Annotated in this window: 22 protein-coding genes and 1 pseudogene; 6 read left to right on the top strand and 17 right to left on the bottom strand. The window is 65.2% G+C overall.

Going from position 1 to position 24,986, the window contains the following annotated elements:
* Window positions 1–52 precede the first annotated feature (52 nt).
* The 5 genes from J2T23_RS02350 to J2T23_RS02330 form a co-directional block, all read right to left on the bottom strand.
* Window positions 53–538 (bottom strand): hypothetical protein, encoded by a 486-nt coding sequence (locus J2T23_RS02350; protein ID WP_141181481.1) that lies wholly within the window; start codon window positions 536–538, stop codon window positions 53–55.
* Between the two features lie 128 nt (window positions 539–666).
* Entirely contained in the window at window positions 667–1,752 is a 1,086-nt protein-coding gene (locus J2T23_RS02345) for a M4 family metallopeptidase (protein WP_307356756.1), read from the bottom strand.
* 75 nt (window positions 1,753–1,827) lie between these two features.
* A complete protein-coding gene (locus tag J2T23_RS02340; RefSeq protein ID WP_307356754.1) occupies window positions 1,828–1,980 on the bottom strand; it encodes a hypothetical protein in 153 nt (50 codons plus the stop codon).
* A gap of 616 nt (window positions 1,981–2,596) precedes the next feature.
* Complete coding sequence (locus J2T23_RS02335) at window positions 2,597–3,619, bottom strand: LLM class flavin-dependent oxidoreductase (protein ID WP_307356752.1); 1,023 nt, start codon at window positions 3,617–3,619, stop codon at window positions 2,597–2,599.
* Between the two features lie 67 nt (window positions 3,620–3,686).
* The gene (locus J2T23_RS02330; RefSeq protein WP_307356751.1) at window positions 3,687–4,286 is read right to left on the bottom strand and encodes a hypothetical protein; all 600 of its coding nucleotides are present in this window, start codon (window positions 4,284–4,286) and stop codon (window positions 3,687–3,689) included.
* Between the two features lie 117 nt (window positions 4,287–4,403).
* Between J2T23_RS02330 and J2T23_RS02325 the strand changes: the two genes are divergently transcribed.
* Window positions 4,404–5,966, top strand: coding sequence for a CehA/McbA family metallohydrolase (locus J2T23_RS02325; protein ID WP_307356748.1), 1,563 nt, complete (start codon window positions 4,404–4,406; stop codon window positions 5,964–5,966).
* 350 nt (window positions 5,967–6,316) lie between these two features.
* On the opposite strand, the gene J2T23_RS02320 is transcribed toward J2T23_RS02325, so the two are convergent.
* The 3 genes from J2T23_RS02320 to J2T23_RS02310 form a co-directional block, all read right to left on the bottom strand.
* On the bottom strand, window positions 6,317–6,820 hold the full coding sequence (locus J2T23_RS02320) for a hypothetical protein (protein WP_307356746.1): 504 nt from the start codon (window positions 6,818–6,820) through the stop codon (window positions 6,317–6,319).
* A gap of 146 nt (window positions 6,821–6,966) precedes the next feature.
* Window positions 6,967–7,314, bottom strand: a complete 348-nt coding sequence (locus J2T23_RS02315; RefSeq protein WP_307356744.1) for a UBP-type zinc finger domain-containing protein — start codon at window positions 7,312–7,314, stop codon at window positions 6,967–6,969.
* 183 nt (window positions 7,315–7,497) lie between these two features.
* Entirely contained in the window at window positions 7,498–7,854 is a 357-nt protein-coding gene (locus tag J2T23_RS02310) for a rhodanese-like domain-containing protein (protein ID WP_246857438.1), read from the bottom strand.
* 272 nt (window positions 7,855–8,126) lie between these two features.
* Between J2T23_RS02310 and J2T23_RS02305 the strand changes: the two genes are divergently transcribed.
* Window positions 8,127–8,393 carry a hypothetical protein gene (locus tag J2T23_RS02305; RefSeq protein WP_141181487.1) on the top strand — a complete coding sequence of 89 codons (267 nt, stop codon included), beginning with the start codon at window positions 8,127–8,129 and terminating at the stop codon, window positions 8,391–8,393.
* A 188-nt stretch (window positions 8,394–8,581) separates the two neighbouring features.
* Complete coding sequence (locus tag J2T23_RS02300; protein WP_370871410.1) at window positions 8,582–9,031, top strand: YdeI/OmpD-associated family protein; 450 nt, start codon at window positions 8,582–8,584, stop codon at window positions 9,029–9,031.
* An 81-nt stretch (window positions 9,032–9,112) separates the two neighbouring features.
* Here J2T23_RS02300 and J2T23_RS02295 read toward each other — a convergent pair whose 3' ends face one another.
* The 7 genes and pseudogenes from J2T23_RS02295 to J2T23_RS02265 form a co-directional block, all read right to left on the bottom strand.
* Entirely contained in the window at window positions 9,113–10,447 is a 1,335-nt protein-coding gene (locus tag J2T23_RS02295) for an MFS transporter (protein WP_141160580.1), read from the bottom strand.
* 218 nt (window positions 10,448–10,665) lie between these two features.
* A pseudogene (locus J2T23_RS02290) lies at window positions 10,666–12,480 on the bottom strand (glycoside hydrolase family 15 protein); the annotation flags it as partial.
* A gap of 91 nt (window positions 12,481–12,571) precedes the next feature.
* Window positions 12,572–13,693 (bottom strand): enolase C-terminal domain-like protein, encoded by a 1,122-nt coding sequence (locus J2T23_RS02285; RefSeq protein WP_307356740.1) that lies wholly within the window; start codon window positions 13,691–13,693, stop codon window positions 12,572–12,574.
* 3 nt (window positions 13,694–13,696) lie between these two features.
* Window positions 13,697–15,487: a thiamine pyrophosphate-requiring protein gene (locus tag J2T23_RS02280; protein WP_307356737.1), complete on the bottom strand. Its 1,791-nt coding sequence runs from the start codon at window positions 15,485–15,487 to the stop codon at window positions 13,697–13,699.
* A 2-nt stretch (window positions 15,488–15,489) separates the two neighbouring features.
* Window positions 15,490–17,145, bottom strand: coding sequence for a GMC family oxidoreductase (locus tag J2T23_RS02275; RefSeq protein WP_210411234.1), 1,656 nt, complete (start codon window positions 17,143–17,145; stop codon window positions 15,490–15,492).
* Complete coding sequence (locus tag J2T23_RS02270) at window positions 17,142–17,783, bottom strand: gluconate 2-dehydrogenase subunit 3 family protein (RefSeq protein WP_141181490.1); 642 nt, start codon at window positions 17,781–17,783, stop codon at window positions 17,142–17,144. Before J2T23_RS02270 ends, J2T23_RS02275 begins: the two co-directional genes overlap by 4 nt.
* Complete coding sequence (locus J2T23_RS02265; protein ID WP_210418927.1) at window positions 17,780–18,247, bottom strand: hypothetical protein; 468 nt, start codon at window positions 18,245–18,247, stop codon at window positions 17,780–17,782. The genes J2T23_RS02270 and J2T23_RS02265 overlap by 4 nt, the downstream gene beginning before the upstream one ends.
* Window positions 18,248–18,337: 90 nt before the next feature.
* Between J2T23_RS02265 and J2T23_RS02260 the strand changes: the two genes are divergently transcribed.
* Window positions 18,338–18,838 carry a MarR family winged helix-turn-helix transcriptional regulator gene (locus J2T23_RS02260; RefSeq protein WP_141160575.1) on the top strand — a complete coding sequence of 167 codons (501 nt, stop codon included), beginning with the start codon at window positions 18,338–18,340 and terminating at the stop codon, window positions 18,836–18,838.
* Window positions 18,839–18,958: 120 nt separating this feature from the next.
* On the opposite strand, the gene J2T23_RS02255 is transcribed toward J2T23_RS02260, so the two are convergent.
* On the bottom strand, window positions 18,959–19,921 hold the full coding sequence (locus tag J2T23_RS02255) for an aldose 1-epimerase family protein (protein ID WP_307356732.1): 963 nt from the start codon (window positions 19,919–19,921) through the stop codon (window positions 18,959–18,961).
* Between the two features lie 14 nt (window positions 19,922–19,935).
* Window positions 19,936–20,982 (bottom strand): glucose 1-dehydrogenase, encoded by a 1,047-nt coding sequence (locus tag J2T23_RS02250; RefSeq protein WP_141181492.1) that lies wholly within the window; start codon window positions 20,980–20,982, stop codon window positions 19,936–19,938.
* Window positions 20,983–21,205: 223 nt separating this feature from the next.
* Here J2T23_RS02250 and J2T23_RS02245 point away from each other — a divergent pair, with 223 nt between their 5' ends.
* On the top strand, window positions 21,206–21,478 hold the full coding sequence (locus J2T23_RS02245) for a hypothetical protein (RefSeq protein WP_246839691.1): 273 nt from the start codon (window positions 21,206–21,208) through the stop codon (window positions 21,476–21,478).
* A 167-nt stretch (window positions 21,479–21,645) separates the two neighbouring features.
* The gene (fdh, locus tag J2T23_RS02240; RefSeq protein ID WP_307356730.1) at window positions 21,646–24,978 is read left to right on the top strand and encodes a formate dehydrogenase; all 3,333 of its coding nucleotides are present in this window, start codon (window positions 21,646–21,648) and stop codon (window positions 24,976–24,978) included.
* The last annotated feature ends 8 nt before the right edge of the window (window positions 24,979–24,986 follow it).

The following is a 24,986-nucleotide window of genomic DNA, read 5'->3' as shown; positions in this document are numbered from 1 at the left end:
GAATTTCCCGTGCTGAGGACATGGCCCCTCCCCGGTGACTGTCCCTGGCAACTCAGCTGACGCTGGTCGATGTGTGGGTGAGGGTGTCGTCAACAAAAGCGACTTTGGCTATGTATTGCTGATAGAGCCGGACGGCATCTTCGAGATGAAGACGGCCAAAAGCCAACGCTCCCGCGAGACCTTCCAATTCCGCATTGCACGCCTCCGCGGCACTGACACGGGAGGCGAGCTCATGGGAGTTGGACAGACCCGTCGACACAGCCGCGGTCAGGGAACAAAGTACGGCGAGCAGGCAAAGGATGCGCCATACTGTCGAGTCGTCGTCCAGCGACAGCAGAGCCTGGACGCCCTCTGTGAACTTAGTACCCCCTGCAGCGGGCCCAACGGTCAGTGCTGCGGCCAGGGCGCTCCCTATGACACTCATGTTGATCAGCCTGTTCCTCCGGGGCCGGGCCTGACGCAGAAAAGTTCTGATATCCGCGCGGCGCTGTTCAATGAGCTCGGAAAGCTGCTGACGGGTTGCTGGGTCTTCCTTCATGTCATCCTCCGCACCGACCTGGGAATGAGCGAACCTATTTCGGCAATACCGCAGAATCTTGTGCACGTTGGGAAAGCGGCCGGGTTGCTGCTGCGGTCAGGACACCAGGATTTGTACACTTTGGCTCCTCAGTGAGTCCGGACTTTGACTGCGTCCCAGGCAGATGAAACGGCGTTTGCTTCTCTACTTGCTGTTCCGTAGCGGGATCGCGCGGACCTGAGGGTGAGGCCAGCGAACGAGCTGAAGGTTGCATTGGGCCGTAGCCTGGGATCAGCGAGGGTGTCGTACCAGATCTGTCCGGGCGCTTCCCATGCGTTGCCTCCAATGCCGGTGGCCACGAGATAGAACGCGCGGTTCGGGATTCCGGAGTTGGTGTGGACGCCACCATTGTCGGTGGTCGTCCGGACGTAGCCGTCCATCGTGGCAGGCTGGTGGTCGTACTGGTTGGCGGTACCGGGAGCCTTCATGGAACGGAGGGCGGGGGACAGCAGCGGACCGACGATATCAGCGCCGATAAGCCAGTCCGCTTGTTGGGCGGACTGGCCGAGGTGATACTGCTTGACCAGGACGCCGAAAACATCCGAGCACGATTCGTTCAGTGCACCGGACTGGCCGGAGTAGGTCAGGTTTGCTTCGTGTTGGGTCACGCCGTGGGTGAGCTCATGCCCGACCACGTCGGTGCCTTTGGTGGTGTCTGTAAGCGTCTTGCCGTCGCCGTCGCCGAAAAACATGTGGCCGGCTCCGTCGTAAAAGGCGTTGTCGTAGTTCGTGCCGAAGTGAACCAGTCCCTCCAGCGGCATGCCTTGGTCATCGATCGAGTCCCTGTGGAAGATATCCCAGTAGAGGGCGTACGTGTAACCGAAATTGTCATAAGCCTGGTTCACGGAATGGTCGGCGTCCGGTGGGTCTCCTTCGGAGCGCACGAGCCTCCCCGGAACCTGGTCACTGGAATGTGCCTGGTCGTAAATTCTGCGGGTGGGGGCACCCCCCGCCGTCGTGCGCCCAACCGCCGTGGGGTGCTGGAGGGTGCGGGCTGCGATCTCGGCCCTGGCGACCCGAAGTCCTTGATCGATGGCCAGCGTAGACAGTAGCGAGTCCCTGTGGGCAGCGTCCGCGCCGCGGGCCAGTTCGATCAGTAGGTCCGGGGGAAGGATGCAAGCAAGGGAGTGGCGGCTCGCGGCACGTGGCGATCCCTGCGGTGTGCGTGCGGACATGATGATCTCCTTACTAACGGTTTCTTGGCACCTGAGGTTCCCGGAGCCGGCGCATGGATGGGAGGACCAGCTGGGCTAGGGCGAGACGGATGAGAACACGGCGTCGGTCCGGTTGGATGTATTCGCGTCATTGGCCCGTATGGACAGCGACGCAAATGATGAGCCCGCGGGTGCCAGCCCGGCGTAGTCGCCAATGAAGAACCCGCGGGCGGAGGGTGCGGTCGTCATGTCGGAAGGGCCGTGCATGACCGGTGAAATAGGGGATCTCCGGTTCACATGCACGAACGTTGACAGCAGCGGCAGGGTCGCTCGCGTGCGGTTGGCGCCTCGTGCTGCTGCTGTGCGCGTGGGGCTCCATGCGGGCCTGCCAGCGGCTGAACTCCGGGGTACGTTCCGGGAATCCCTGGCGGACGCGGAGAACAAGTCCGCTGACAGGCGGGTGTCCTGGTAATTCCTTGCCGGCGGAAGGGCGGAGTACCTGTTCTCTTGTGCATCCATCGTTTTCCCCGCTCCGGGGCTCGTTGTTAGGCTGCAGCTGCGGGGGGACGGTCTTTACCTATGGTGAGGACCATCGGCGGGCATGATTTCTACTGACGGAACCTTAGGTTCGGGAGAGCCTTTCAGGCTAGTGCCCTTTGGCCCTGTTCAAGAACGGGGTCAACCACATGGCCGGATACCCAATCCAGTGACCGCTGCCCGGACGATCAGCTGTAGGGGGCTACGGCCGATCCGAAGCCCATCGAGAGGCACCGGCCCGGGACCGCGCCGGCGAGTGCCAAGGCGGGCTCGATCATGGGACTGCTTCCCTCCAGTCCTGTGTCGAACAGGACCCACCCGACGCGGATCAGCGCCAGCCGAGTTGTGGAGCCACGTCCTTCAGGATCGACTCAAGCACGTGGGCGTTGTAGTCCACACCAAGCTGGTTGGGGACAGTAAGGAGCAGGGTGTCCGCCGCGGCGATGGCCTCGTCTTTGGCCAACATGGCGGCCAGCTCGTCAGGGGCGCCAGCGTAGGAGCGGCCAAAGATTGCCCGGGTCTTCTCGTCAATGTTCCCGATCTGGTCGGAGCTTTGACGGTCACGGCCAAAGTATCGCCAGTCGAGGTCGTTCGTCAGGGCGAAGATGCTGCGGCTGACTGAGACGCGCGGTTCCCGTTCGTGCCCGGCCTCCTTCCAGGCCTGCCGGTACAGTTCGATCTGCTCGGCCTGCTGGACATGGAAGGGCTTGCCGCTCTCGTCGTCTTTGAGCGTGGAACTCTGCAGGTTCATGCCCAGCTTCGCGGCCCACACCGCCGTTGCGTTCGAGCCGGAACCCCACCAAATACGGTCCCGCAGTCCCTCCGAGTAGGGCTCAATGCGCAGCAACCCAGGAGGATTGGGGAACATCGGGCGGGGGCTCGGCGCCGCGAAGCCCTTCCCGGTGAGAACCTCGAGCAGGCGCTCAGTATGCCGGCGGCCCATGTCCGCATCCGATTCCCCTTCCTTCGGGGCGAAACCGAAGTAGCGCCACCCATCGATGACCTGCTCGGGTGAACCTCGGCTGATGCCAAGCTGCAACCGGCCGCCGGAAATCAAGTCGGCCGCGCCCGCGTCCTCCGCCATGTAGAGCGGATTCTCGTAACGCATGTCGATCACGCCGGTACCAATGTCAATGCGGTTTGTGCGTGCCCCGATCGCGGCCAGCAGCGGGAACGGGGAAGCATATTGCTGGGCGAAGTGGTGGACACGGAAGTACGCGCCGTCCGCTCCCAGTTCCTCTGCCGCGACGGCCAAGTCGATGGCCTGCAATAACGCGTCCGACGCGCTGCGTGTGCCGGACTCCGGGTGGTCGGTCCAATGGCCAAAGGACAAGAATCCGATACTCTTCACACCGAAAGCCAACATAGTGGTGCACGATCCTATTCCGCCGGGCACCGGCGGCCACACAGATCCTGGCTCAACCCGTCACCCGTACTCCGCCGACCGCGCCCGTCCACGGTGTATCTGCGGGCCCCGGCAAGGACAGGTGCGCGGAGACATAGCCTTCCTGGAGCGTGATCACCTGTGACGTTGCCCCCGGGCAGTCCACAGTGAGCTCGACGGGCCAGAGGGTGACCTTGGGATTCTCCTGCCGGATGAAGATCTTGGCGTTGGACCCCCCAATGCAGGCTGCCGTCACCGTGTATCGGCCAGCCGCAGGCACCTCCTCGGTTGTGCCAAAACCCCTGGCCGGGCCGTCAAGTGGCCCTTCCTGAAAGAGCAGGACCGGCCCGGGCACCGACTTAAGGAGTCCGTCCAGCTCCTGGTAGTTCCGCACCTCCCGTTCAAGGACCAGCGGGTTCGGCGTTGGGGTGGCGGCCTGCGTTCCCCCAAGGAGTCCGGGTACGGGGGTACCGGGTTCGGCGGGCGTCCTGTTGGCCGGGTCCGGGTAGTCATAGGCACACCCCGCCGCTGCTGCCAGTGGGACCAGCAGGCACAGGGACAGAACCAGTCGATGCCGGACGGCGTTCATGGCCACAATTCCATGGTGGTCGCGGCCGCCGCCTGGGGCAACCATGGCGGATGGAACGGGCAGTCCAAAAAATGCTACTCAACTACTAATTATGTACAGCGGTTCTCCAGGTATTCGCACGCACGTCGCTTGCCGTTCAGTCCGCATGGTGAGACTCGGGCGGTGACTTCACCATGTAAGGCCCACGAGGCTGAAAGTGTTTTCCTGTCCCCTTCCCGCCGCGGCTTCCTTGCCGCTGCGCTGGCCGGTGCCGCCGTGACCCTGGCACCCCTATCCTTTGCCGCGGCCGATACCGGCACCAGCAGGTCCAAGAAGATCACCGGGCACCTCGATCCGGGTGCCGCTGATTTCGTGTACCTGCCGGTTGAGGTACCCGCCGGCGTGAACAAGATCAGCGTTTCGTACAGCTACAGCAAACCCTCGGTTACTCCGGGACTCCTGTCCAATGCCTGCGACATCGGAATCTTCGACAAAAAGGGCACCGACCTTGCCGGAAAGGGATTCCGCGGCTGGTCCGGCGGCTTCCGTACCGAGTTCTTCATCAGCGCCGCCGAAGCCACCCCAGGGTATCTGCCTGGACCCGTGGGCAAAGGCACCTGGAATATCGCGCTTGGCCCCTACCAGGTGGCCGAACAGGGCATGGACTACACCGTCAACGTCACCCTCGACTACGGCCCTGACGGCACCCCTTTCCGTCCCCAGTACCCGGCCACGCAGGTAAACGGACGCGGCCCGGGTTGGTACCGCGGAGACGCCCATCTGCACACCGTCTACTCCGATGGCAAGCGCACCCCGGCGGAAGTTGCTGCCGGAGCGAGGGCAGCGAAACTCGACTTCATGATCAGCACCGACCACAACACGCCTGCTTCCCACGGAGCCTGGGGACCCCTGGCCGGCGACGACCTGCTCATCCTCACCGGCGAGGAAGTCACCACGCGCAACGGCCACTACCTCGCGCTGGGCATCGAACCAGGGGACTGGATCGACTGGCGCTACCGCGCCCGTGACAAAGGCTTCGAGCAGGAGGCCCAGCACATCCACGCCTCCGGCGGCCTGGTAGTCCCCGCGCACCCGTATTGCCCCTATGTCGCCTGCCGCTGGAAGTTCGGCTACGACGATGCGGACGCCGTCGAAGTCTGGACCGGCCCGTGGACTGTGGACGACGAATATGCCATCAACACGTGGGACTCCATGCTCGCCCATTCGGTGCGCACCGGCGGACGCTGGGTCCCGGCCATGGGCAACAGCGACGCGCACAGCGAGCCGCAGGTCATCGGCCTGCCACACAACGTGGTCAACGCCCAGGCCCTTTCCCACGATGCCATCCTTGACGGCATCCGCAACGGGCACAGCTGGGTTGCAGAGTCCGCCAACATCTCCCTGGACTTTGGCGTTTCCGCGGGAGGCCGTAAGGCAGGCATAGGGGAGAGGCTCGACGTTAGTGCCGATGCGCCCGTGACGGTCCGTGTGAATGTCAGCGGAGTCCCTAATGGCGTCATCCGGATCATCACCGACGAGGGACAGACGCAGCAAGTGGCGCTCCCGGCCTCCGGCCAGGGCACGCACACCTGGGTCACTACCGCGCAGCTTTCCGCTTATGTCAGGGCAGAAGTGCGCCACCCGATGGCTGACGGAACCGCCAGCAACGGCACCAACATGGGCGCGGCACTCTTGCTGGGCCCCATGGCTGCGTTGACCAATCCGATCTTCCTCGGGTCCAAATAACCTTGCCGGAGCAGGTGCACCCGCAAAGGGTCGCTACGTCCTGACTGGCGCCATGCCAGCGGGTCTGGCCTGGGCAGTTTCAGGACTGCGTCCGGCGTGGGCTGATCTCCGCCGTCGGGCTTTTGCAAGGGACACCAACAACGTCAGTATGGTGCCCGTCCAAGCAAACCAGGTGAGGAACACCAGACCGATTGCCACTAAGGGGTGCATGGCCACAGCTTAGGACGGCACGACGGGGAGACGTGGGTGAAACTCCGCACCGCTTGGGCGGGAATTCTTCCGGCGCACGGTCACGGCGACTTCCCGTACCTTTGGTGTTCATGCCGCCCAGTTGGGGCTGAAGGTGCCGATCAACGGGCCCTGAGCGCCACAGTCCGGGCATGATGGAAGGCGGCCAGTGCCACGGCGCTGGCCGCCAACCGAAGGCTATGGATTCGGTACCACCGCGCCAGCAAGGGACCACGCTGGTCGTCTGGGAGCGGATGGGGGCTGAAAAACAGCCGGGGATTGAGATACCGAAGGATGTAGGCGGTTGCGGCCGCGCCTGCCGCGGAACTCGCCGCGCCCACGATCAGTGACACTCTGGCGGACGGGCGGTCCCACCCCACGATGAGTGCGCCGATGGCCGCAGGTGCATTGAGCGGCGCAACCGGTGCGTAATACCGGCCCGGGCTGCCTGCCCCGAAAGGGGAGCGGGAGAGCTCGCTGCTGGCCTCGGCACCGGCCACGCGATGGGGAACCTTGACGAGAAGCTCATAGAGGTTGCCGAAGAACCAGTGCGCATGGGTGAATTCAGCAACATTCATGAGCCGCCCGGCGAGTACGTCGCGGCGAAAATTAAGGGTCTCTCCCATGTGCACAATGTACGCTCCGAGGGGCGCCGCCGGAATGGAAGTTGGGCCCTTTGGGAAAACGGACGACGCCGGGCGGCGGCAGTGCGCGAAGCTCGCCTCGGGGGATCGCCTACGCGTCTCAAGGCCCGGCTGCAGGGCGTGCGCCCTCAGTGCAGGTGGCGCTCCCAGTCCAGGGGCACCCGTCCTGCCGGTCCCGGGACGGGTTGGCTGAGCGGACGGTGCTGGGGCGGCGCGAGCACCGTCCCTTCGTAGTATTCCTCCGTGGCGTAGTTCCAAAACCAGTCCTCGCCGGGTTCGAAGGAACGGACAAAAGGATGGCCGGTGCCGGCCGCGTGTGCGCTCGCATGCTGGGCTGGCGAGGAGTCACAGCATCCGATGTGGCCGCATTGGGCGCACCGGCGCAGATGGAACCACCACCCGCCTTGGTTCTCGCACTCTGCACAGCCCGTACCGCTGGGCCGCGCGGAAGGATTGATTCCTGGGGGAAGGCTCATCTGATGGGTTCCTTTGCGTGGAGCATGCCTGAAACGGATGCATCCCCTGCAGGATAAGTCACTGCGGGCCCCGCCTGAAGCGACACTGTCAGACGTGAAAATCCGTGGCCGGCACCCGTGCGTGGTCCTGTGATCTTCATGCTCCTTCCGACTACTGGCCCTTCCGGGTGCAGGCGGGAACCGTCACCGGCCCGGCGGCATCGTGTCGGACTGCCTCCGTAACGCGGCCCACGCCTGGAAGCCACCGACCAGGTCGGTCGCCCGGGTCAGCCCCAGCCGTTGCAGGGTATGCGCAGCGAGGCTGGAACTGTACCCCTCATTGCACACCACCACGATCCTCCGCGTGAAGTCGTCAGCGCCGGGGATCCGGTGGGGGCTGGAAGGGTCGAGCCGCCACTCGAGCACGTTCCGGTCAATGACGATTGCTCCGGGAAGCGCCCCATCACGGTCCCGCTGATCGGCCGGCCTGGTGTCGACAACAAGGGCACCCGCCGCCATTTCCAGTTCAAGATCGGCAGGATGAACACGATCAAGTCCCATCCGGCTCTCAATGAGTAACTGGTCGATCGTAAGACCCCCGGTGGGACCGATCGGAGTTTCGTTGGAGACAGGACACTGTTCCACCATCAAGTACCTCGCCTTTCATGCGTCGGGCGCCGTTTCCGTCGGCGTCTTCAGATTATGGAGGGAGCAGCGGCACAGCCGCCCCGCCACGCCATGGGACCACGCTCAGTGCAGGCAGGCAGTGGTGCGTCCAGTGCCGTGACCAAGGCCTCTACGACGGCGTTCCCCTGTGTGCCAAACTGCGCTTTATGCCGTACTTCCTGGAGTACGTGACCAGCCATACTGTCAGTCGAGCTGCCATCAATGGCAGCACGCTGCATGAAGCCCTGGTGCACGCCCAGAAGGCTTTGATGGGTCTGCCCTGCATCATTGCGGTCCTGCGCCATGCGTCTGCTGACAGCCGCGTGTTTGGGGAGGGAGCGGCGTTGGCCGGCTTCACGGCTGCCCAGGGCTGGAGGATCCAGGTGCGGAGCAGGCCGCAGCTGATGCCGGATCAGGAAGGTCCGGGGGATTAGTTGTTTCCATGGACCCAACTGGCTGTGGGGGTGGCGGAGCGCGGTACCGGAAATTAGGCTCGGCTCACGTGGGGAAATCCAGTTCTTCGAAAGGAAACGACCATGACAGTGCCGCATATCCTGCTCCGCCTGGTGACGGGGGCCTTCGCCGCAGCCTTGGTCTTGGACCGGAAGCCAGGGGACGCACGTTGCAGCTGAAATTCACCACAACCCTCCGGGGGACCGGCGGCAAAGTGGGCATCGAGGTCCCGGAGGAAATCGTCGAAGCACTTAACGCGGGCAGGCGGCCGCCAGTGGTTGTGACCATCAACGGAAAAAGCTACCGCAGCACCATCGCGGTTATGGGCGGCCAGAACATGATCGGGCTCAGCGCTGCCAACAGGGAGCTGACAGGCACCTCTGCCGGGGACACAGTGGAGGTGGCCCTGGGGCTGGACACGCAGCCGCGGAGCGTCGATGTTCCCCCCGACCTTGCCGAAGCACTTGAGGCCGAACCTGCGGCACATGCTTTCTACCAAACGCTCAGTTACAGCACCCAACGCCGCTACGTCGAGCCTGTTGCCGAGTCGAAGACTCCGGAAACCCGGTCACGCCGGATTGCCAAAGTGGTGAGTGACCTCAAGGCCGGCAAGAAGTAGCCAAGGGCATCATCCTGGACAAAGGCAGCGGCCTTGGCTGCCCGGAGGGGCCGGGAAGCCAAGGCCGCTTCCGTGGACTAGCTAGTTTTTTCCCGCATGGCTCCGCCGGGATTCCTGCGCATCCCCCTCTCCGCCTGCCACTGGCCTGTCACCGCCTCGGCGCAGGCTCAGCATTACAAGTCCGGCGGCGAGCAGGCAACATGCCAGGAAAATGGACGTGGCCAGGAAGCTGCCGTGCGTCACGTCCTGCAGATACCCGCCCACGTAGGGCCCCACGAATCCGCCGAGGTTGCCTACTGCGTTGATCAGTCCCATGGCGGTGCCGGCCACCGCCACCGGCATGGCGCGGGATGCGGAAGCCCAGAACGGCCCGTCATAGGCCAAGGCTCCGGCGACGGCGATGCTGATGAGGGTGACCGCGAGGAACGGAAGGTTGTCCCCGGTTGCCACCGAGATGACCAGGGCAACAGCGCCGATGGCCATGGACAACAGCACGTGGGTGGAGTAGCGGCCCGATCGGTCGGCGGCCTTGGCGTTGTACCAGAGGCCGAACATGGCCAGCACGTACGGTATGGCCGTGACCAGGCCTACCTCCAGGGAAGAACCGGAGGTGATCGTCTTGATGACATGCGGGAGCCAGATGTTGATGCCGTAGAACCCGATCTGGATGAGGAAATAGACCAGGGTCAGCCGCCACACCACTGCGTTGGACAGGACGTGCCGCAGGCCGAGTTTTTCCTGCTGGGGATGGGCCGCGGCATCAGCAGCAAGGCCCTGTTCGATGTACTCACGCTCCTGCTCGGAGCACCATTTGGCGTCGCGCGGGTGGTCGGCGATCAGGGCCCACCACAACGGCGCGGCGATGACGAACGGGAAGATTCCCTCGATGATGAACAGCCACCGCCAGTCCGAGAAGGACAGTATCCACCCGGACAGCGGGGCCGTGATGATTGACGCAATGGCGATGTTCATCATCCAGAACGCATAGGCCCGGGCCCGTTCGGCAGCGGGGAACCAGTGGCTGATCAGGACTAGGATCGCCGGCCAGATCCCCGCCTCGGCCACGCCGAGGAAGAAGCGCACCACGAGCAGCTGGGTGAAATCCTGGATGAATCCGGAGAGGACCGCCAGCACGCCCCAGACAAGCACCATGATGCCAACGAATTTCTTGGCGCTCCAGTGCTCGGCAAGGTGTCCGCCTGGTATCTGCAGGACGAGGTAGCCGATGAAGAAGATACCCGCAGCCAGCCCTTGTTGCGCGGCGTCGATGCCAAGGTCCTGATGCAGGCCGTTGAGGGCGAAGCCGATGTTGGTTCGGTCCATGAACGAGATGATGTACACGATGATTGCGACGGGAATCAGCCTCTTCCACCGGGCGTTTCCCACCGCAGTCGCTGACATGGCGTTGCGTGCCATCGGAATTGCTCCTTCGCAATATGGCTTATCAGATAGCACCCCAGCATGCTGACGCTCTCCCGCGGACCCGGACGGGCCTGCTTTCCGTGCAGGACGGAAGGAGCGGGACTTGTGCGGGGGCCGCCGCGGCGGTGGAATCCATCAGGTGTCCCGTCGCTCCTGGCCCCACGCGGAATATTCTCTTATTCAATAGCAACTTTTGCGTATACGCAAGAGATTTAGGCTGGTGAGGCATTTTTTTCCGGACCTTCGGGGCCGGAGGCGTAGCCAAGTTGCAAGGCACAGTGGACGAGGGGGAAATGACTGAAAGCCTGTGGAGTGTTTCCAAGTTGGCGGTGGTTCTTGGGGTCCCATTCTTCACTGAGCAGGCCCACATCGTTCCGGAGTGTCAACAGACGTTCGAACAGGTCGGTGGCCTGCTCGCGGCGTCCTATTCCCAGGAGCGCGTCGACCAGCCAGAAGGAGCAGGCGAGGAACACGCCCTCGGTGCCGGGCAGCCCGTCATTGGCCGCTTCCGGGTGGTAGCGCAGAACGAAGCCGTCCCGGGTGAGGTTCTTTTGGATAGCTTCGACAGTGCCGGTGACGCGTGGATGGTTGCGTGGCAGGAACCCGACGCGGGGGATAAGCAGCAGGCTGGCGTCGAGTTCGGTGCTGCCGTAGGACTGGACGAAAGTGTTGTGCTTTTCGTCAAAGCCCTGGGCCATGACGTCGTCGTGGATCTGCTTCCGCAGCGCAGCCCAACGATCCCGGGGACCCGGCAGCCCGTACTGCTGGACGCCTTTGACCATCCGGTCAGCGGCGACCCAGGCCATGACCTTTGAATGGGTGAAGTTGCGCCGGGGGCCCCGCATCTCCCACAGCCCGTTGTCCGGCTGGTCCCAAGCTCCCTCAAGGTATTCCATGAGCGCCACCTGGATGTCCCAGGAATCATCCGCAGCACCGTTAGGGGCAGCGGCCCGTGTGAGCGCGAGGCCGTCGAGTACCTCGCCCCACACGTCCAGCTGAAGCTGCGGTGCCGCCGCGTTTCCCGTTCGGACCGGCTTCGAGCCCTCAAACCCCTTGAGCCATGGAAGTTCGGCCTCGGGCAGTCGGCGGGTGCCGTCGATCCCGTACATGATCTGCAGATCGGCGGGGTCGCCTGCGACGGCCCGCAGCAGCCATTCCCGCCACGCAGCTGCTTCCTCGGTGTAACCGCATGCGAGCAGGGACTGCAGCGTCAGGGTGGCGTCCCGGAGCCAGCAGTACCGGTAGTCCCAGTTGCGGCTGCCGCCGGGGTCTTCGGGCAGGGACGTGGTGGGGGCCGCCACGATGCCGCCGGTAGGGGCATAGGTCAGTGCCTTGAGGGTAATGAGGGACCGTTGGACGGCGTCGTGATAGCGGCCGGCAGTGGTGTTGCGGCCGGTCCACTGATCCCAGAAAGCCTGCGTGGAAGCCAGGGCCCGGTTGGGGTCGGTCCGGTCCGGAACTGGCTTCCAGCTCGGTGCCCAATGCAGGACGAAAGGGACCCGCTCACCGGCCTTGACGGTGAATTCGCTGATGGTCCGCATGTCCTGGCCCCTCGCGGGCGCCGGGGTGCTGAGGTAGGCGGCGTCCGGACCGGCAATGGCGCTGATGCCGTAACCCATGCGCCGGACCCAGGGAACGATGCGCCCGTAGTCGAAGCGGAGCAGCAGCTCGCCTTTCATGCGTACGCTCCCGTTGAGACCCTCCACTATGCGGACCATGTCGACAGAGTCATCGCGGGCAGGCATGAAGTCCGTGACCCGCACGCTGCCGTCTGCAGTGTCCCATTCCGTCTCCAGGATCAGGGTTCCGGGCCGGTAGCGCCGCCGGGTGCAGTCGCCGGCCCCGGCCGGTGCCAGAAGCCAGCGTCCCGCCTCCGGGGAGTCCAGGAGTGCCGCAAAGCAGGCCGGCGAATCGAAATTTGGCAGGCACATCCAGTCGATGGATCCGTTGCGGCCAACCAGGGCTGCTGTGTGCAGATCACCCACCATTGCATAGTCGCTGATCTCCGCCATCAGGCACCCCCGGAGGTGGGTCGACCGTCCGGTTCATTGTGCGGTGTCTCCATTGAAGGGGTCCTTCCTGGCGCTGTGAGCTTTGTTGGCGGGCCGCGGCGGCTGGTCAGCCGACCCTGTATCCGTCGGCGTCCGCGGTACGGAGCGAGAGGCCGTTGCCGCTGCCCGCTCCGGGGCTGAGCCACCCGCCGTCGGGGTCCAGCGTTCCATCGAAGAAGAGGCTCTCGATGCGGACGTGGTCGTGGAACCATTCCAGGTGCCGGAAGTTGGGGGTGGCGGCGGCTACGGCGGCGCTCAGGTTGGGAGCGCAATGGCCGGAGACTTCCAGGCCGTGGGCAGCGGCGAGCGCGGCGACGCGGAGCCATTCGCTGATGCCCCCGCACCTGCTCACATCCGCCTGCAGGCAGTCGACGGCACCGGCCGCGCACATCCGCAGGAAGTAGGGAAGCCCGGTTCCGTACTCGCCGGCGGCCACGTCGGCGTCGACGGCGTTCCTGACTTCCCGCAGCCCGGGCAGGTTGTCGCTGGAGACCGGCTCCTCGAACCAGGAAACGTCTTCGCCGGAAACCGCGCGCATTACGCGGACCGCCTGCTTGGCTGTGTACGCACCGTTGGCGTCGACGAAAAGTTCCACGCCAGGGCCGACGGCGGCGCGCGCCTGGTGGATCCGCTCCAGGTCCCGCCGGACGTCCGTCCCGTTGTCCTGTCCAATCTTGATCTTTACACGGGGGATGTGCTGTCCGTGGGCCCAGCCTTCGAGCTGGTCGCGCAGCTGGGTTTCCGTGTAGGTGGTGAAGCCGCCGCTGCCATAGACCGCCACCTTGTCCCGGACGGCGCCGAGCAGCTTGTGCAGCGGAAGGTCCAGAAGGCGGGCCTTCAGGTCCCAGAGGGCGCAGTCGACGGCGGATACGGCGTAGGACGCGAGGCCTGTTCTTCCCGGGTTGCGGACGCAACGCGCCATGGCCGCCGCGGCGGCGGGAACGTCGAGGGCGTCGATGCCGCACACGGCAGGACCGAGAAGGTCCTCCACCAGGGCTGCTGCCGCCGGGGGACCGTAGGTCCAGCCCAGTCCGGTCTTTCCGCCCGCTGCTGCCTGAACCAGGACCATGGTGGTGGAGTCCCAGCTGAACGTGCCGTCCGCTTCCGGCCCCTCCGTCGGAACCGTGTAGGTCGCCGTCTGGACATCGGCGATGGGAACCTCTGCACTGTCCGGCGCGGTCCTGGCCACCGGTCAGCCCTCCTTGTGCGGCAGGAATTCCTGGATCTTGGTCTTGACCCCTTCCTTGACCACGCCCCAGGCGCTGTCGTCGCCCTTGATCATGGCCTCCGCGCTGTTCCGGGCCTGTTCGAAGGTGGCGTGTGGGGGGATGGGTGGAATGTCGGGATCGGTGCGGACGTCCAGCAGGGTGGGCCGGTCTGTGGCGAGGGCCTTCTCCCAGGCCGGCCCCACGTCGTCGGGATCCTGCACGTGGATGCCCAGCAGCCCCAGGCTTTCCGCGAACCCGGCGTAGTCGACGTCGGGCAGCGCCTGGGACTCGCGGAAGGCAGGCACACCGCCCATGGCACGCATTTCCCAGGTGACCTGGTTCAGGTCGTTGTTATGCAGTACAGCCACCACCAGCCGGGGGTCGCTCCATTCGCGCCAGTAGTGCTTGACGGTGATCAGCTCGGCGAGCCCGTTCATCTGCATGGCTCCGTCCCCGGCGAAGGCGATGGCGGGCCGGTCCGGGTGGGCGAACTTGGCGCCGATGGCGTAGGGGACGCCGGGGCCCATGGTGGCCAGGTTGCCGGACAGCGAACCCCGGACCCCGTCCCGGAACTTGAGCTGCCGGGCGTACCAGTTCGCCGACGAACCGGAATCGGCGCTGAGCATCGCGTTCTCCGGGAGCCGGATGGACAGCTCTGCGAACAGCCTCATGGGGTTGATGGGGTTCGCACTGACCATGGCTTCTTTGTGCATGGTTTCCCACCAGCGGCTGACGGACTTCTCCAGGTTCTCCTGCCAGGACCGGTCCTGCTTGCGGTCCAGGTGCGGGATCAAGGCGCGCAGGGCGGTGGCGGCATCGGCCACGATGTTGAATTCGTTGGTATAGCGCAGCCCGATCATTTTCGCATCGATATCGATCTGCACACCGCGGGCCTGGCCCGGTTCGGGCAGGAACTGGGTGTACGGGAAGCTGGAGCCTATGGTGAGCAGCGTGTCGCAGTCCCGCATCATTTCGTAGCTGGGCCGGGTGCCCAGCAGCCCGATGGATCCTGTGACGTAGGGCAGGTCATCGGGCAGGGAGTCCTTGCCCAGCAGGGCCTTGGCCACCCCGGCTCCGAGCAGGTCGGCCACTTCCTTGACTTCTGCGGCCGCGCTGCGGGCGCCCTGCCCGATCAGGATGGCCACCTTGGAGCCCTCGTTCAGGAGCTGGGCGGCAGCACGGATTGAGCCGCTGTCCGGCTGGATCCCCGGCCAGCGGATGCCGAGGCTGGAAGGCACCATCTTGAATTCGTGGGTGGGTGCGGAATATTCGAGTTCCTGCACGTCGGCCGGGATGATCACAGCGGTGGGCGCCCGCTGGGCCTCGGCGATGCGGATGGCCCGGTCGATGACGTTGGGCAGTTGCTGGGGAACGGTGACCATTTGGACGTAGTCGGAGGCCACGTCCTTGAACAGGGTCAGCAGGTCCACCTCCTGTTGGTAGGAGCCGCCCATGGCGCTCCGTGCCGTTTGGCCGACGATGGCCACCACGGGAACATGGTCCAGCTTCGCGTCGTAGAGCCCGTTGAGCAGGTGGATGGCGCCCGGGCCGGAGGTGGCCATGCACACGGCAGGGTGCCCGTCGAACTTGGCGTAGCCAACAGCTTCGAATGCGGCCATCTCCTCGTGGCGCGCCTGGATGAATTTCGGCCAGTTGCCCGCCTTGCCGAAGGCGGCAAGGATGCCGTTGATGCCGTCTCCGGGGAAACCGAAGACCTTGTCCACGCCCCACTCACCCAGCCGGGAGAGCAGGTAGTCAGCCACTGTTGTTGCCATGATCAGTCTTCCTTTTCACTCGCCGGGGCGCCCTTGCGGGCGCCCCGGATCAGGACGCGTGCGGCGCGGGCCGCCAGGGCCATGATGGTCAAGGCCGGGTTGGCGCTGCCCTGGGTGGGCAGCACGCTGCCATCGGTAACCAGCAGGTTGGGTACGGCGAAACTGCGCAGGTTGCGGTCCACCACTCCGTCCCGCTCACCGGCGGCCATGCGGGCCCCGCCCACCAGGTGCGCATAGCGGTTGATGGTGATGACCTCCTCCGCTCCGGCAGCGGTGAGGATCTGTTCCATGACTTTCTGTGCGGCGGACATCAGCCGCCGGTCGTTGTCACACTGGCTGTAGGTGAAACAGGCCACGGGGATGCCATTGCGGTCCGTTTCCTCCGCAAGCGTCACCCTGTTTCCTGCAAGGGGCAGGAACTCGCAGAGGGCACCCAGGCAGGCCCAGTGCGGGTAGTCGCTCATGTGACGGCGCAGCGCCGGACCCCAGTGGCCCTGCGCCGCAACATGCTCCGCCCACGTAATCGGAAGGGGCGAAACAGTCTGGATGGAGAAGCCACGCTTGTACGGCTTCCCGGGGTCTGTTTCGTAGAACTCCTCCGTGCTCACTTCCGGGGGCGGGGCCTTCCACATCCGGACCTCTGCCTGGAACCGGCCCGCGGTCTGCGGCGCGCCCTGCACCATCAGGTACCGGCCCACCTGGTCGAAGTCGTTGCACATGCCGTCCGGGAACCGTGGTGAGGTGGAGTTCAGCAGAAGCCGCGGAGTTTCGATCGAGTAGCCGGCCACTGCCACCATCCGGGCCCGCTGGAACCGGCGGAGGCCGCCATGGACATATTCGACGCCGGTCGCCAGGCCTGTGTGCTCGTCAAACCCCACGCGCGTGGCCATGGAGTCGGCCCGGATTTCGGCGCCGTGGGCCAGGGCGTCCGGGACATGGGTGATCAGGGGAGAGGCCTTGGCGTTGACTTTGCAGCCCTGGAGGCAGAAGCCGCGGTAGATGCAGTGCGGGCGGTTGCCGAATCGGCCGTTGGCGATGGCCACCGGCCCCACCCTTGCGGTAATGCCGCAGGCGTTCGCACCTCTGAGGAACAGCTCACCGTTCCCGGATACCGGGTGCGGCCGGTGGGGGTAGCTGTGCGGATCGCCCCACGGCCAGTGCTCCCCGGCCACGGGCAGTTCGCCTTCGATGTCCTCATAAAACTCCCGGAGTTCGGCGTACTCCAACGGCCAGTCCGCGCCCACTCCGTCCTCGCTCCACGTGCGGAAATCGCTTGGATGGAACCGGGGCGTGTACCCGGCGAAATGAACCATGGACCCTCCCACCCCGCGGCCCGAATTGTTCGAGCCCAGCGGCACCGGATCCTTGCCCGTGATCACCCGGGGCTCGGTCCAGTACAGATGGTGGGAGCCGGCTTCGTCGCTGACCCAGTCCTGCTCGGGTTCCCAGAACGGACCCGCCTCCAACGCCACCGCCCGCCACCCGGCCCGTGACAGGCGCTGCAGCAGTGTGGCGCCCCCGGCACCGCAACCCACAATGACAATGTCCACCTCCTCCTCGTGGCGGAAACGGCGCATGTCCTCGCGCAGCAGCAGGTTGCTGCCAGGTCCGGCGGGCAAGAGCCAGGCTGACTCGTTCCGGCTGCGCAGGGTGCTCACGGGCCGGTCCTTCGGGTGGGGTCTGCACCGGGGCGGATGTCGCGCACTTCGAACGGCTCCAGCCGGTCCACGCCCAGGTTCTTGTAGCCGCGCGGGTACGCCGGGCCGGCAAAGCCGATCTCATCCCAGGCCAAGGGATGGGAGTAGAACGCTGTGCAGGCGTACCGTGTCCACAAGCTCCAGACCCGGTCCGCCGGAAGCCCGTGCCACAATTCCTGCTGCAGATCGCAGACGTCCTGCAGCAGGGCCGCCTGGTGCTCCGGATCCAGCAGGGCGAAGCTGCAGCCGCCCCGCGATCCCGCTTCGGAGTCCAGCGCAGCGAGGGTGGCACGCCAGGCTTCACCGTCGCGGGGCATATTGCCGTAGTGCCAGCCGTCGGTTTGCTCCTCCGCCAGCCGGGCGTCCACCATGTTCACCACCGGGACCCGCGGCTCGTCGTGCTGGTCCAGCAGCAGGTCGAAGAGGGTTCGTGCCGCAGCTTCCTCAGCCGGCGTGAAGAAACGGATGTCCGGAGGCAGCGTCATCCGCGACTGCACGACGGAGGCCGTCACGCGGTCCCAGTGCCGCGCCTGGGCGAGGGTGCTGAAGCCCGGGTACCGGCCGCCGCCGTCGTCTTCGCCCAAGGGGAGCGCGCTCACGGTTCCCTCCGCAAGACCGAGGCCAGGACACCCATGCCCCCTACCATTGTCACCAACAGCGGGGCGAACAAAGGCGGACCCATCTCCAGGTTGTAGCGCAGGTTGGACAGGCCGCCGGGCTTCTGCCTGATTCCCCGCAGGTGCAGCCAGGTACCCTGCAGCCCGTTCGCCACAATGGCAGCGCTGGCCAGCGGGAGTGCCGTTTTGGCCATGCGGCGGCTGAAGACACCGGCAACGCCCGCGGCCGCGCCAACGGGGCCAAGAGCCACGGGTGCCCACATCCACTTGTTTCCGAAACTCGCTTTGTCGTGCTCAAGGAATACTTCCGCGGCGGTCACCAAGGCGCCTGCCGCCGTCAGCGCGGCAAGCGACCGCTCAAACCGTCCGGTCCGTACATTCCGGATGAGCCTGTCGATGCCGTGTAGTGTTCCGGCCGCGGCCCTTTCTGCCTGGTGTGTTCTCACGATTCTCCTTACCTGCGGAAGGTCCCGTACTGGGTGACTTGGAACCTTCAAACTTTGCGGGAGAGCAACCAGCGGAGGAAACTGGTCCCCATGGATGCTGCTGGTGGACCTGAGCCCACGCCGGAACCTTCGAGCCGGGAAGTTGAGGCGGTGATGCTGGCCGCCGACACCCTTTTGCGGGTCGTGGCCCGCTCAGTGGCCGAGGTCGAGGATGTGGTGAACACTCCGCAGCTGCGCGTCCTGGTCCTCATCCACACCCGTGGACCGCAGAACCTTGGCGGGGTGGCAGCCGAACTGGGCGTGCACGCCTCCAATGCCACCCGCATCTGCGACCGCCTGGTCGCTGCCGGCCTGCTGGAGCGGAGGGAGGATCCTGCGGACCGGCGATACGTTCGCCTGGAACTCAGCGTGAAGGGAAAGTCCTTGGTGGACTCGGTGCTGGACCACCGGCGGCAGGCGATTGCGGAGGTCATTTCGCGTATGCCGTCGGGCCGCCGCCCAGCACTGGCTGCGGCCTTGGAAGCCTTCGCGGCCGCCGCCGGTGGCCAAGGCACTTCGGACGGCCGCTTTACCTTGGGAGCCGGCACTTGAAGTCGCCGGTTTCTGCTGCGGCAAGACATACTTCATTCAACTCCCATAGTTGCGTATACGCAATAGTTAGTGTTTTGCCTTCGATTGGAAAAGGCGCGGCGGCTCCTGGCCGCGAAGCACCTAGAGCGGCCGTATGCCCCATTCGGCAGAGTGGGATTGCCCGGGTTCGAGTGTGGTCAGGCCTTCGCCGGAATTGAAGGCGTCAGGGGCGCATGTCATGGGTTCCACTCCCAGCCCGCTGCGGTGCCGCTCCTGCTCGGGAAGAGTGTCCCCGGTGAAAATCTCCAGGTACGGGTAAGCCTCGTCCACCCATAGTTCGACTCCTCCGGAGTGGTCCGGACGCAGGAGCTTTACCCGGGCGCGACCGTCACCGTCCCGCACCAGGCCGGTGTAGGCGACATCGACGTGCCGTCCGCCGAGCTGTTGGAGTTCCCGAAGATCATAGGCAGTGCCGTCCACTTGTTCATGCCCGGTGGGGATGCCCCGCTCATCCACCGGGAGGAAGGTGTGGCCGGGCACCTGGACCAATGCGGAGTCGATGGAACCCCGGCGCCCCACGCCCGTACTGAGATAGGGATGCGCCCCGGTGCCGTAGGGGCACGGTTCCAGGCTGCGGTTCACTGACGTAGTGCGAACTCTCAACCCGCCCTCGCCAATCCGGTAGTCCAGGCGGCAGTCGAGCACCCAGGGCCATCCCTGGCAGGCGTGCAGGGTGTATGCGAACGAGATTGCATCCTCCGTATGGTGCAGCACGGCCCAGTTCCGCCAACGTGTCAGCCCATGGATCGCTCCGCCCTTGTCCGGCTCGCTCAGGTCAAGCTGGAGGCGCCTGCCTTCCCAGGTGTAACTGCCGCTGCCGATTCGGTTGGGCCACGGAATGAGGGACTGCCCGCGCGCGCCCGTGCACATGGCCTCCGGACCGTACCCATCCAGCAGGCTCCGGCCGTCGTGTTGGTATGTCCGCAGGGCGCCTCCAACCTCGGTCAAAATGACCTCGTGCCCGCCGGAGGCTATTGCATATTGCCGCCCCGAAGGGAGTCGGCGGTCGGTTCCGGGGTCCCTATAGGATGGTTCCTTGGTCATGGCGGCGGCCTCCTTTAGTGGGTCAGGTCCAGGACGACCTTGACGTCGTCGGACCGGTGCTGGACAGCATCAGCGAAGTCCGCCAAAGGAATCCGCCGGGTGATGAGGCGTCGCAGCCAGTCGTGATCTGCCTTGGCAAGTGCCTGGGCGGCAGCGTCATAGTGGCGCCGATTGGCGTTGACGCTCCCAAAAACCACTCCGTTCATGAGCACCTCCTCCCGGTTGAGGGCGCCGACATCCACCTTTGTCTGTTTTCCGGTCCCCGAGACGCCGGTGAGGCAGGTGATGGCGTCCTGGTCCCGGCACTTAAGGGCATCAAGGACCACCTGGGTGACTCCGGTGCATTCGACCAGGACGTCGGGCTTCAGGCCTGATTCCGGGAGGGGTTCGCTGTGGTAGGACGCCCCCAGGTCGCGGACAAGCTGGGGTTTCAGTCCGTCCGTGACGACGTCGAAGACATGGACCTCAAGGCCCTGTTGGACTCCTAAGAGTGCCGCGAGCAGTCCAACGGGTCCCGCGCCGGTAACCACCGCCGTGTGGGGGTCGAAAAAGGCGCGCTGCCCGATTCTGTTGATCTGTTCCCAGGCCTTGGCAACAATCGTGGTGGGTTCGAGCAGGACCCCCACGTCCTCCAGGCCGGAGCCGAGCTTGACCATGGCATCGGCGTCCGCCCGCCAGTGCTGCCGCGCGAAACCGTCCAGGCCCTTGATGCCATGCTCGGTGTAGTTGCCGTTCAGGCACATGTCCCATTCACCCGCGGCGCAGGCCTTGCAGGGTTCCGGGTCAGGGCGGCGGACAATTCCCACCACCAAGTCACCCTTTTCCAAGCCGGACGCCGGGGGAGCGGCCACCACCCGGCCAAGATTTTCGTGCCCAAGCACCAGGAAGTCCTGGCCCGGCGGCGCTTCCCCGTATTCAGCCTTGATGATCTCGATGTCGGTCCCGCAGAGCCCTACCGCCAGTGCCTCCACCAGCACCTGGCCCTCGTTTTCGGGCGGCTCCGGGAGGTCGCGAAGGCGTAAAGAGTCTGTTGACCCCGGTGTCACTGTCAGTGCACGCATCGTCTCTCCTCAAGTGGACAGTCCGTACAGCCAGTCTCGTTCGTTATTTGCGGTTACGCAATGATCAGTGGGCTGCGAATATTTGCTGCTGCTCGGCGGTCCAGTGCGCAGCCGTGCACGTGATTTTCACCTCCAGTCGTCCCGGAAGGGAATATTGCGGCCCGCTTCCGCCTTGTCAATGGTGAGGCGCCGACCGGTGGCTGCCTCACCCGAAAGGACTCCCTTGCCCGTAGCTTTCATTCCATTCACCATGCACGCGTCCGCGCGGCATGACCACCGACGCACCTTCCGCACCGACATCGAACGCCTGACCGACGGACACCTCCGGTCGACGCCCCTGGACGTTATCAGGTCAACAAACACCCAGGCTGTGTTCCGCGGCGCAGTGCCGAAAGGCGCGCATACAGCCACGGATGCCAGCCTGGCCCGGTACCTCCAGGACCGGCTCGCAAGCGAGAACATCCACCTCGACCTCAGCGTCAGTATCGAACGGTAAACCAAACGTGCAGCGCGGGCCACCGGGCTGTCACACTGGCCGCTGCAGCCCCGGGATATCCGGGCCGGCAACGGCTTTTTTGGTTTTAAGCCGAACGCTTGCATGACAACAGGACACGCCTGGCCCCGTCCTGTTGCTCTGGCCGCTCTCTGGGATATGCTCCAGAAATGGCACCGCGAAGTTTTCTTCAATGGCCGGTCGTCCGTCAACTGACCACGGGCGACCTCTTGGGCCGTGGACCGTCGGTAACCTCGGCCAGGACGAAGGCCATTGCCCCCCGGACCGCAACTGCCGACCGCGTCGTGCAAAGTGTGTGCCCCTACTGCGCAGTGGGATGCGGGCAGCGCGTCTACGTCAAGGACGAGAAAGTCATCCAGATCGAAGGCGATCCGGATTCACCGATTTCCCGCGGCCGGCTCTGCCCCAAGGGTTCCGCCAGCGAGCAACTGGTAAATTCGCCGGGCAGGCAGACCAAGGTCCTTTACCGTGCGCCGCGATCTACCGAATGGCAGCGCCTGGACCTGGCCACCGCCGTCGAGATGATCGCGGAGAGGTTCATCGAAACCCGCCGCCGGACGTGGCAGCAGGAAGATGAACACGGCCGGCTGCTGCGCAGGACCATGGGCATCGCCTCACTGGGCGGCGCAACCTTGGACAACGAAGAGAACTACTTAATCAAGAAGCTCTTTACGGCTGCCGGGGCGGTGCAGACCGAGAACCAGGCGCGTATTTGACACTCCGCAACGGTTCCCAGTTTGGGAGCCTCGTTTGGACGCGGTGGCGCTACGCAGTCACTGCAGGACATGGCCAACGCCGACTGCATCATCATCCAGGGTTCCAACATGGCCGAGTGCCATCCCGTGGGATTCCAGTGGGTTGCCGAGGCCAAGGCCCGCGGAGCCAAGGTCATCCACATCGACCCCCGGTTCACGCGGACGTCCGCGGTTTCGGACAAGCACATCCCCATTCGGGCTGGATCTGACGTTGTGCTGCTTGGCGCGCTCATCAACTACGTGATCGCCAACGACCTCTGGTTCAAGGAGTACGTCAGCGCATACACCAACGCTGCCACCTTGGTCCACGACGATTACCGGGACGCCGAGGACCTGGGCGGCCTGTTCTCCGGATTCGACCCGGAGCGGCGCGCCTACGACACATCCTCCTGGGGTTACGCCGAAAAAGACGACGGTGTAATCGACGACCCTGGTTCCGGATCTGAACATGGCGCCGATGCCGGGGCGCGTGCCCACGGCGACACGTTCGGCAGCGGTGGTCCGCCCATGGAACATGCCGAAGTACTGCGTGACGACACCCTGCAGAACCCCCGGACGGTCTTCCAGATCGTGAAGCGGCACTACGCCCGCTACACGCCTGAGATGGTCCAGGACATGTGCGGCATCAGTGTCGCGGACTTCGAATACCTGGCGCGCACCATCACTGAGAACTCGGGACGCGACCGGACCACCTGCTTCGCATACGCCGTGGGATGGACCCAGCATTCCCTGGGCACACAGTTCATTCGCGCCGCAGCGATCCTGCAGCTCCTGCTCGGAAACGTGGGAAGGCCGGGCAGTGGAATCATGGCCCTGCGCGGCCACGCCAGCATCCAGGGCTCCACCGACATCCCAACCCTGTTCAACCTGCTGCCCGGATACCTGCCGATGCCGAGCGCGGGCCGCCACGACACCCTCGAAGAGTATCTGGCGGTTGTGGGATCCAAGCAACAAAAAGGCTTCTGGGCCGACGCGGACGCCTACACCATCAGCCTGCTCAAGGCCTGGTGGGGGGAGGCAGCAACGGCAGAGAACGACTGGGCTTACGACTACCTTCCGAGGCTCACCGGCGCCCACGGGACGTATGAGACTGTGATGGGCATGCTCGAGGACCAGGTGGAGGGTTACTTCCTGCTCGGCCAGAACCCGGCGGTCGGCTCGGCGCACGGCCGGATGCAGCGCATGGGAATGTCGCACCTCAAGTGGCTGGTGGTCCGGGACCTGAACATGATCGAGTCGGCGACCTGGTGGAAGGACGGCCCGGAAATCGAATCAGGGGAACTCCGCACCGAGGACATCGAGACCGAGGTCTTCTTCCTGCCGGCAGCAACGCACGTGGAGAAGGCCGGGTCCTTCACCCAGACCCAGCGGCTGCTTCAGTGGCGGCACCAGGCGGTGGCCCCGCCGGGGGAGTGCCAGAGCGAACTGCAGTTCTTCTTCGAACTGGGCAACCGGATCCGGGAGAAGCTGGCCGGCTCGCAGGACGAGCGTGACCGTCCGCTGCTGGACCTGACGTGGGACTACCCCACGGACGAACACGGCGACCCCGACGCCGAGGCAGTGCTGGCCGAAATCAACGGCCGCCACATGGCCGGTGCCGACGCCGGCAAGCCCCTTTCCGCCTACACCGAACTGCGCGCCGACGGTTCCACGGCTGCCGGCTGCTGGATCTACACGGGCGTCTATGCCGACGGTTTCAACCACGCTGCCAACCGCAAGCCCGGCCGGGAGCAGGGGCCCGCGGCTTCCGAATGGGGTTGGGCGTGGCCCGCGAACCGGCGCATCCTGTACAACCGGGCCTCGGCCGACCCTGCAGGTAAACCCTGGAGCGAGCGGAAGAAGTACATCTGGTGGGACCAGGAGCAGGGTAAATGGGTGGGCGACGACGTGCCCGACTTCCCGGTCGACCTGGCGCCGGACAGCAAACCCGATCCGTCCGTCGGCGGTCCGGCCGCACTCAGCGGTGACGACCCCTTCATCATGCAGGCCGACGGCAAGGGCTGGTTGTTTGCGCCGAAGGGCCTGATGGACGGGCCCCTTCCCACGCACTACGAGGCGCAGGAATCGCCGGTTGCCAACGCGCTGTACCCGCAGCAGCAAAACCCGGCAAGGCTGGTGTTCCCCCGCGCGGACAACCTCAGCGCGCCGAGCGCCGGTACCAGCGGGGCAGACGTCTACCCGTTCGTCTTCACCACATACCGGCTCACCGAGCACCATACGGCGGGTGGAATGAGCCGCTGGCTCCCGTACCTGTCGGAGCTGCAGCCGGAGATGTTCTGCGAGGTCTCGCCCGAACTGGCCGCCGAACGTGACCTGGAGCCGTACGGGTGGGCCACCATCATTTCGCCCCGCTCCGCCATCGAGGCGAAGGTGCTTGTCACTGACCGGATGGCGCCCCTCAAGGTCGGCGGCCACACCGTGCACCAGATCGGGCTGCCCTACCACTGGGGCGTCGGCAGCAACGCAGTCGTCAGCGGGGACGCCGCCAACGACCTGCTGGGTGTGACGCTGGATCCCAACGTACAAATCCAGGAATCCAAGGTGGCCTCCTGCGACATCCGTCCGGGGCGCCGGCCGCGGGGCAAGGATTTGCTGGCCTTGGTGGCCGAGTACCAGGCGAGGGCCGGGGTAACCACCGCGACCAGCAACCAGGCGGTCACTGACCCTGCTGCGGAGGGCATCGAACCCGCTGGCGGCAATGGCCACGCCGATGGTGGGCCGCGATGATGGGAGTC

The sequence above is a fragment of the Pseudarthrobacter niigatensis genome (assembly GCF_030812615.1).
Classification (GTDB): Bacteria; Actinomycetota; Actinomycetes; order Actinomycetales; family Micrococcaceae; genus Arthrobacter; species Arthrobacter niigatensis.
Note: the sequence above shows the minus strand (reverse complement) of the source record. Positions and strands in the feature narration are given on the sequence as shown.

Bases quoted from the DNA above. Each gene is read 5' to 3' on its own strand.
- J2T23_RS02350 (WP_141181481.1), bottom strand. From the start codon at position 538: ATGAAGGAAGACCCAGCAACCCGTCAGCAGCTTTCCGAGCTCATTGAA.
- J2T23_RS02345 (WP_307356756.1), bottom strand. From the start codon at position 1,752: ATGTCCGCACGCACACCGCAGGGATCGCCACGTGCCGCGAGCCGCCAC.
- J2T23_RS02340 (WP_307356754.1), bottom strand. From the start codon at position 1,980: ATGACGACCGCACCCTCCGCCCGCGGGTTCTTCATTGGCGACTACGCC.
- J2T23_RS02330 (WP_307356751.1), bottom strand. From the start codon at position 4,286: ATGGTTGCCCCAGGCGGCGGCCGCGACCACCATGGAATTGTGGCCATG.
- J2T23_RS02320 (WP_307356746.1), bottom strand. From the start codon at position 6,820: ATGGGAGAGACCCTTAATTTTCGCCGCGACGTACTCGCCGGGCGGCTC.
- J2T23_RS02315 (WP_307356744.1), bottom strand. From the start codon at position 7,314: ATGAGCCTTCCCCCAGGAATCAATCCTTCCGCGCGGCCCAGCGGTACG.
- J2T23_RS02310 (WP_246857438.1), bottom strand. From the start codon at position 7,854: ATGGGACTTGATCGTGTTCATCCTGCCGATCTTGAACTGGAAATGGCG.
- J2T23_RS02305 (WP_141181487.1), top strand. From the start codon at position 8,127: ATGCCGTACTTCCTGGAGTACGTGACCAGCCATACTGTCAGTCGAGCT.
- J2T23_RS02295 (WP_141160580.1), bottom strand. From the start codon at position 10,447: ATGGCACGCAACGCCATGTCAGCGACTGCGGTGGGAAACGCCCGGTGG.
- J2T23_RS02280 (WP_307356737.1), bottom strand. From the start codon at position 15,487: ATGGCAACAACAGTGGCTGACTACCTGCTCTCCCGGCTGGGTGAGTGG.
- J2T23_RS02260 (WP_141160575.1), top strand. From the start codon at position 18,338: ATGGATGCTGCTGGTGGACCTGAGCCCACGCCGGAACCTTCGAGCCGG.
- J2T23_RS02255 (WP_307356732.1), bottom strand. From the start codon at position 19,921: ATGACCAAGGAACCATCCTATAGGGACCCCGGAACCGACCGCCGACTC.
- J2T23_RS02250 (WP_141181492.1), bottom strand. From the start codon at position 20,982: ATGCGTGCACTGACAGTGACACCGGGGTCAACAGACTCTTTACGCCTT.